This window comes from Amycolatopsis sp. NPDC059027 (assembly GCF_042739735.1).
Lineage (GTDB): Bacteria > Actinomycetota > Actinomycetes > Mycobacteriales > Pseudonocardiaceae > Amycolatopsis.
The window spans coordinates 1-5,223 of record NZ_JBHYIK010000152.1 but is presented as its reverse complement, the minus strand read 5'-3'; the positions used below and the strand labels follow the sequence as shown (position 1 = coordinate 5,223).

Here is a 5,223-nt window from a genome sequence, read left to right as displayed (position 1 = left end):
TGCCCGTCGCCGTGTTCGCCGGACAGCGATCCGCCGTGCGCGGCGACGAGGTCGGCGGCCTCTTCGAGGAACTTCCGGAACCCCGCGACGCCGGGCTTCGACAGCAGGTCGAAGTCGAGCCGCAGGTGCAGGCAGCCCTCGCCGTAGTGGCCGTAGACGACGCTCTGCCTGCCGTGCGCGCGCATGAGTTCCTTGAACCCGCGCAGGTACGAGCCGAGGCGGTCCGGCGGCACCGCCGCGTCCTCCCAGCCCGGCCACGCCTCCGCACCGTCGGCGAGCCGCGTCGCGAGGCCCGCGCCCTCCTCGCGGATCCGCCACAGCCGCCGCTGCGCCGCCGGGTCGGTGAGCACGGTGGATCCGGTCAGCACCCCACCGAGTTCGTTCGCGAGCGACCGCGCGCGCTCACTCGCGAGACCCGGCTCGTCCCCGGCCATTTCGACGAACAGCCAGGCCTCCCCCGGTGGCAGGCCGCCGGCCCGCCCCGGCTCCAGCAGCGCGACGAGCTGGGCGTCCACGCCTTCGACGGTCAGCGGGGACCACGGCAGGATCGACGGGACCGCGTCCGCCGCGGCGATGTCGGACGGGAAGCCGAGCACCGCCAGGACGCGATGTTTCGGCAGTTCCGCGAGCGCGACCGTGGCGCCGAGGACGGTGACGCACGTGCCTTCGCTGCCGACGAGCGCCTTCGCGAGGTCGAAACCGTTCTCCGGCAAGAGATGTTCGAGCCCGTAGCCGGACACCCGGCGCGGCCACGTCGACAGTTCCGTGCGCAGCAGCCCCAGGTTCTCCGCCACCAGCGTCCGTAGTTCCCGATAGACCCGTCCCTCGGTGCCGGGCCGCGCCGCTCGTTCGTCCACTTCGGACGGTGCGGTCGGGCCGACCGTGAGCCGGGTTCCGTCGTAGAGCAGGACGTCCAGCTCGCGCACGACGTCGGCGGTGCGGCCCCAGGCGACCGAATGCGAACCACAGGCGTTGTTGCCGATCATGCCGCCGAGCGTGCACCGGCTGTGCGTGGACGGATCGGGGCCGAACCGCAGGCCGTGCTGTGCCGCGAGGGCCTGCAGGTCGTCGAGCACGGTCCCCGGTGCGACCCGCGCCAGCCGGGCGGCGGGGTCCAGCTCCGTCACGCCCCGCACGTAGCGCGAGGTGTCGATCACGACGCCGGGGCCGCACGAGTTGCCTGCGACGCTGGTGCCGCCGCCCCGCGCGATCACCGGCAGCCCGCGCTCGCGGCAGGCCGCGACGGCGGCGACGACCTCGTCCACCGACCTCGGCAGCACCACACCGAGCGGGACGTGGCGGTAGTTGGACGCGTCCGTCGTGTACAGCGCGAGAGTGGCGGCGTCGGTGAGGATCTCCACCATGCCATTCAAGACAACGCGCCGCGCTCCCGCACGCTCACCCGCGTTGTGCGGCCAGTGCGTGGGCTTCGGCCAGCGGGGTCGTGCCGTTGACGCGCGCGGCGGCGAGCAAACCCGCTACGGTGTCCCCGATCGCCTCGACCCGCCCCAGCGCCGCGTCGTGGCCGAGCCCTTCGGCCTCCCGCGAGAGGGTGTAGACGACCCCGCCCGCGCTCGCGACGAAGTCCGGCACCCACAGCACGCCCCGCGCGGCGAGCACGTCGGCGACAGTGTCGTCGGTGAGCTGGTTGTTCGCGGGGCCGACGACGAGCGGGGCGTCGATCCGCGCCGCGGTGCCGGGGTCCAGCACCCCGCCGACGGCGGCCGGGACGACGACATCGGCGCTCAGTGTGAGCGCTTTGTCCGGATCCGCCCACCGCAGCCCACTCCGCTCGGCCTCGGCGCGTTTCGCCTCGTCGACGTCGGACACCGTGACGTCGGCTCCGGCCTCGACGAGCCCTCGCGCGATCAGCGCACCCACCGAGCCGTAGCCACTCACCATCACGCGCCGTCCCGCCATCGCGGACATCCCGAACACCGCCGCCGCTCCCGCCCGCAGCGCCGCGAGTACGCCGTTCGCGGTCGGACCGCTGGAGGATCCGGTGCCGCCGTGGGTTTCGGGCACACAGAACGCGTACGGCGTGATTTCGCGCAGCACCAGCATGTCTTCCGGTCCGGTGCCGACATCCGGACCCGCGCGGTAGCCGCCGTCGAAAGAGGCGATGAGTTCGGCGTGGTCGAGCAGGACGTCACGGCGCTGGGCCGGGGTCAGGGTCGCGCCCTCGTCCAGTGCGATGACGCTCTTCGCACCGCCGAAAGGCAGTCCGGCCACGGCGCATTTCACGGTCATCGCCCTGGACAGCCGCAGCACGTCGGCGACGGCGTCATCGAGCGAGGCGTAGGCCTTGAGGCGGCACCCGCCCACGGCCGGGCAGCGTGCGCTGGAGTGCACCGCGACCATCGTGGTCACCCCCGAGCGGCGGCCCCGCCGGGTGATCAGCTGCTCCCAGTCCGATACGGCCATCGCGGTTCTCCTCTGCATGATGAACGATGTCTGGCCGTGAAGTTAGAGTGATCGTCGAACTCGGAGCGTTCTCGCCGAACGATATTCGGCAGCGGAGGGAGACCGGCCATGCTGGACGAACTTGATTCGGCGATCGTGCGCCTGCTGCAGGAGGACGCGCGGCAGTCCAATCGTGACATCGCCCGCAAGATCGGCATCGCGCCGTCGACCTGTCTGGAGCGGACCCGGCTGCTGCGCGAGCGCGGCGTCATCCGCGGCTACCACGCCGACATCGACCTGCCGAGCCTGAACCGCGGCGTGCAGGCGATGGTGGCGGCGCAGGTGCGGCCGCTCAGCCGGGCCGTCATCGACGCCTTCCAGCGCTCGATCGCCGAACTGCCCGAGGTGATGTCGATGTTCGTGCTCGCGGGCAGCGACGACTTCCTCATCCAGGTCGCCGCGCAGGACATCGACCAGCTGCACGCCTTCCTCGTCGACCGGCTGGCGATCCGCAAGGAGATCGTCGGCTTCCGGACGTCCATCATCTTCCGGCACATCCGCAAGACGACCTTGGAAGCACTGCCGGATCGGCTCGGCTAGGAGCCGCGACAGGCTGAGAAGGACTGTGCGACGGTCGTCAGATCCGTGCCAGCCGGGCGTGCGCGCCGTGCCAGCGGCCGGCGTCAGGCTGCGGTCATGTCCATTCCCGTCACGATCATCGGCGCCGGCCTCGCCGGCCTGACCCTCGCCCGTGTGCTGCACGTCCACGGCATCCCCGCGACCGTCTACGAGGCCGACCCCTCCCCGGCGGCCCGAGCCCAGGGCGGCATGCTCGACATCCACGACTACAACGGCCAGATCGCCGTCGAGGCGGCCGGCCTCATGGCCGAGTTCCACGGCCTGGCTCTGGAAGGCCGCCAGGCGACGCGGATTCTCGACAAGACCGGCAACGTTCTCTTCGAGAAGGCGGACGACGGCGGCGGTGGCCGCCCCGAGGTCCAGCGCGGCGAGCTGCGCCAGATGCTGCTCGACTCGCTGCCGCCCGGCACCGTCCGATGGGGCCACAAGGTCAGCGGTATCCGCGGCCTCGGCGAGAGCCGCCACGAGGTGACCTTCGCCGACGGCACCACCCTCGTCACCAGCCTGCTGGTCGGCGCCGACGGCGCTTGGTCCCGCACCCGGCCACTGCTGTCCGGCGCCGTGCCCGAATACACCGGCGAGTCCTTCGTCGAGACCTGGCTCTACGACGCCGACGAGCGCCACCCGGCCGCGGCGGAAGCGGTCGGTGGTGGGTCGCTGATCGCGACCGCGCGGGACAGGTCGATCAATGCCCAACGAGAACGTGACGCAACCCTGCACACGTACGTGATCCTCACCAAGCCACAGGACTGGTTCGCCACCATCGATTTCGAGGATGCCGCCGCGGCCACCGCCCGGATCGCGCGCGAGTTCGACGACTGGGCACCGGAACTCACCGCGCTGATCACCGACAGCGACACCCCGCCCGTCCTGCGCCCGATCTTCGGCCTGCCGATCGGGCACCGCTGGGACCGGCGCCCGGGAGTGACCCTCATCGGCGATGCCGCCCACCTCGCGGCCCCGGATGGCGAAGGCGCCAACAACGCGATGCTCGACGGCGCCGAACTCGGCAACGCCCTCGCCGCGCGTCCCGGCAACACGGAAGCCGCCCTCGCCGAGTTCGAGGAGGCGATGTTCACCCGCAATGCCACGCCTGCCGACGGTGCCGAATTCATCGAGCACCTCTTCGGCGACAACCCGCCCCAGGAGCTGATCGAGCTGTTCCTCGGGGCCGATCCGCGGACACCGTGATCCGGCTCGCTAGGCATCCTTTGTGGACGGACGCGCGGGGATCTCCGATTCACGCCGGGTGAGCACCAAGGGGGCGTCTTCGGTGATGGCGACGGTGTGCTCGGAGTGGGCCGTGCGCGAGCCGTCGGCCGACCGGATGGTCCAGCCGTCGTCGTCGAAGACGATCCGGTCGGTCGTGCGGGCGAGCCAGGGTTCGAGCGCCAGCGTCAGCCCCGGCCGGAGCTTCAGGCCGCGGCCGGCCTTGCCCTTGTTGGGAATGTGGAGGTCCTCGTGCATGGTGCGGCCGATACCGTGGCCGCCGAACTCGGTGTTGACCGGATAGCCGTAGTCGCGGGCCACCGCCCAGATCGCCGCCGAGATGTCGCCGAGGCGGTTGCCGGGACGCGCCACCTCGATCGCCGCCTCCAGCGCCTCCTCGGTGGCCCGGACGATCCGCAGATCCTCCTCGGCGGCGGTGCCTACGACGACCGTACGCGCCGAATCGGCCGACCAGCCGTCGATGCTGACCGCGAGATCCGCGGTGAGCACGTCCCCGTCACGCAGGGTGTAGTCGTGGGGCAGGCCGTGCAGGACGGCGTCGTTGACGGACAGGCAGATGACGTTGCGGAACGGGCCCTTGCCGAACGACGGTTCGTAATCCCAGTAGCACGACTCCGCCCCGCGCCGCTTGATCATGCCGCGCGCGTGGTGCTCCAGGTCCATGAGGTTGACGCCCACGTCCGCGAGCCGTCCGACCTCGGTGAGCACCTCGGCGACGAACCGCCCGGCCACGTGCATGCGTTCGATCTCCGCGGGCGTCTTCAGTTCGATCACGAGTACCTCGCATCAGCTATCGGTATAGTTATACCGGCACGTTAGCACTCACCGGTATAGTAATACCACTCGAGTCCCTGTCGCGAACGCTCCGTTGGGGACGTTGAACGGGCCCCACGGGGGGGGGGTTTTAAACAATTCGATGGCACGGGTACTATATTGTTTTTGGTTTTGGGG

The 5,223-nt window shown here is 70.8% G+C and carries 5 protein-coding genes; 2 read left to right on the top strand and 3 right to left on the bottom strand.

The features are described from left to right. Positions 1–1,361, bottom strand: a 1,361-nt coding sequence (locus tag ACFWY9_RS44655; RefSeq protein WP_378341745.1) for an FAD-binding oxidoreductase, incomplete at its 3' end; no start/stop codon positions are given. A 37-nt stretch (positions 1,362–1,398) separates the two neighbouring features. Beyond that, the gene (locus tag ACFWY9_RS44650) at positions 1,399–2,424 is read right to left on the bottom strand and encodes a Glu/Leu/Phe/Val dehydrogenase dimerization domain-containing protein (protein WP_378330130.1); all 1,026 of its coding nucleotides are present in this window, start codon (positions 2,422–2,424) and stop codon (positions 1,399–1,401) included. A gap of 111 nt (positions 2,425–2,535) precedes the next feature. Here ACFWY9_RS44650 and ACFWY9_RS44645 point away from each other — a divergent pair, with 111 nt between their 5' ends. Together ACFWY9_RS44645 and ACFWY9_RS44640 are read left to right on the top strand one after the other, a co-directional pair. Then, entirely contained in the window at positions 2,536–3,003 is a 468-nt protein-coding gene (locus ACFWY9_RS44645) for an Lrp/AsnC family transcriptional regulator (RefSeq protein ID WP_378330178.1), read from the top strand. A gap of 96 nt (positions 3,004–3,099) precedes the next feature. After that, positions 3,100–4,233 (top strand): FAD-dependent oxidoreductase, encoded by a 1,134-nt coding sequence (locus ACFWY9_RS44640; protein ID WP_378330129.1) that lies wholly within the window; start codon positions 3,100–3,102, stop codon positions 4,231–4,233. Positions 4,234–4,242: 9 nt separating this feature from the next. On the opposite strand, the gene map is transcribed toward ACFWY9_RS44640, so the two are convergent. Continuing rightward, positions 4,243–5,046, bottom strand: a complete 804-nt coding sequence (gene map, locus ACFWY9_RS44635; RefSeq protein ID WP_378330128.1) for a type I methionyl aminopeptidase — start codon at positions 5,044–5,046, stop codon at positions 4,243–4,245. Between the last annotated feature and the right edge of the window lie 177 nt (positions 5,047–5,223).